This window comes from Faecalibacterium sp. An122, from assembly GCF_002160895.1.
GTDB lineage: Bacteria > Bacillota > Clostridia > Oscillospirales > Ruminococcaceae > Faecalibacterium.
Window position 1 is genome coordinate 1 of sequence record NZ_NFLL01000065.1, and the last position, 2170, is coordinate 2170.

At 58.0% G+C, this 2170-nt stretch carries 3 protein-coding genes; all 3 read left to right on the forward strand.

Annotated elements, in window-relative coordinates; translation table 11 throughout:
• On the forward strand, positions 1-1404 hold a 1404-nt coding region (locus tag B5E67_RS15220), incomplete at its 5' end, for a DUF4368 domain-containing protein (RefSeq protein WP_143405452.1).
• A complete protein-coding gene (locus B5E67_RS15225; protein ID WP_087385919.1) occupies positions 1401-1727 on the forward strand; it encodes a TnpV protein in 327 nt (108 codons plus the stop codon). The genes B5E67_RS15220 and B5E67_RS15225, both read left to right, overlap by 4 nt.
• Before the next feature lie 171 nt (positions 1728-1898).
• Positions 1899-2170 (forward strand): hypothetical protein (locus B5E67_RS15230; RefSeq protein WP_087385920.1); only part of this gene is annotated, 272 nt, incomplete at its 3' end.

Sequence of the window (2170 nt, forward strand, 5' to 3'; positions counted from 1 at the left end):
GGGCTTCTCTACTGCGCCGACTGCGGCGCGAAGCTGACCCACCGCAGCAGCCTTGTGCAAGGCAAGTATCTGGACGACGCTTTTGTGTGTTCCAGCTACCGCCAGCTTACCCGCGACTGCACCATGCACTATATCCCCACCGCGAAAATGGAAGCCGCCATTCTTGCCGCAATCCAGCGCGTGAGCTGGTATGTACGGCACAATGAAGCGGAGTTTATCGAGCGTGTGCGGAAAGCCACCGACCAGCACCAAGAAAATGCCGTCAAGGAGTACCGGCAGAAAGTGAGCAAGGCGCAGCGGCGGTATAAGGAGCTGGACGGGCTTGTAAAAAAGCTGTACGAGGGAAACGCCACAGGCAAGATACCCGATAAGCACTTTACCCGTCTGCTTGCCGAATATGACGAGGAACAGACCGGGCTGGAAGCCGCTATCGCACAATGGCAGGAAGCAATCGAGAGCTGGAACGCCGACAGGCTGAAAACAGATAAGTTTATCGAGCTTGTGAGCCGCTACACCGACTTTTCCGAATTGACAACGCCCATGCTCAACGAGTTTATCGAGAAAGTGGTTGTCCATGAGGGCGAGGGGCGCGGGAACAGCCGCCGCCAGCGGATAGATATTTACCTCAACTTCATCGGCGCGTTTGAAGTCCCCGCCCATATCGTTACCCCAATGGAAGCCGAGGAACAACGCCGCCAGCAGGAGGAACAGGCGGCAAAGGAAGCCCGTTCACAGGAGCTTGCCAAAGCGCGGGAGGAAAAGCGCAAGGCAGAGAAGCGGGAGTTTACCGCGAGGAAGAAAGCGGGCTTGCTGACCCCGGAGGAACAGGCGGCAGACGAAGCGCGGTTAGCCCATAACCGGGCATGGCAAAAGGAATGGCGGAAGAAACGGAAAGCCGCCGAGCCGCCCAAGTCCCCAAAGCCGAAATCCTTAAAGGAGCTTGCCGCGCTGCAAAAGGCCGGAGCCGACCTCACGCCGGAGGAAGCAGAACGCCTTGCCGCTTACCGCGAGAGGAAAAACCACCAGCACAAGGCATGGTATGAACGGCAGAAAGCAGCGCAGCCGCCCAAGCCCCGGACGCTCAAAGAGCTTGCCGCCGCGCAAGTCGCGGGACAGCCCCTCACGCCGGAGGAAGCGGAACGCCTTGAAGCCAGCCGGAGCCGGAAGAAGAACGCCTACCAAGAACTGAAAGCCCAAGCGGAAACCGACCCCGCCGCAGCCGCCGAGCTTGCAAGGCGGCGGGCTTACCACTCGGAAGCCACCAAGAAATCCCGCCAGAAGATGTACGAGGAAGCCGCAGCCGGAAACCCCGCAGCCCAAGCCCGGTATGAGAACTTCCTTGCTGCAAGGCGGGAGAACTACCACAGGAAGAAGCACGACGAGAAAGGAGAACAAATCGCATGAGAAGATTGATTGATAACGGGAACCGCCCCATTACCCCAAAGCCCCATATCGGCCACTACGGGCGGCTGCGGAAAGCCTATCTGGAACAATACCGCCACCGCCTTTATACCGCCCTTGTAGCCAGCGAGAAGTTATATCCCCACCTTGCGGAAACAGACCGGGCGGCGCGGGATATGCTGGACTACCTCATGCCCCGCCTTGCCAGAGAAGCGGGAGCCACCGAAACCCTTAAAGCCGCCGACCCGATGAAATGGGTAGGATTGATGAACAACTGCAAGGCGAGAGCCGAGGAAATCATCAGGCATGAGCTAATCTATGTCTGACGGTCAAGAGCCGGAAAAATCGGAAATCTTGCGATAACAGCCGCCCCGACGAACCATTCCCCGTCCGGGCGGTTTTTATCGTCAAAAACGCTGTTTTCTCCAAGTCAAGAGCCGGAGAAAACACCCGAAAAATGCCCCTATTGCGTAACAGGGGCGCAGAAAGGAGCTTGCATGAGAACAGGGCTTACCAAGCAGGAAAAGACCACCGATATTTGGTTTGACGAGAAAGACCCCCTTATCCATATCCGCACCCACAACACCGCCTTGAAAAAGCGTCTGCTTGCATACAGCCGCCGCTACCCGGCGATCTGCCAGCAGACCGATGCAGACCCGGAAACGGGCTGCATGGAGTTTGACATTGAGAAAGGCCGCTTCTCTTTCCGTCTGACCGCCCCATACAGCGAGGAACGGCGGGAAGCGGCGCGGCGGTATGCCAGAGAGAG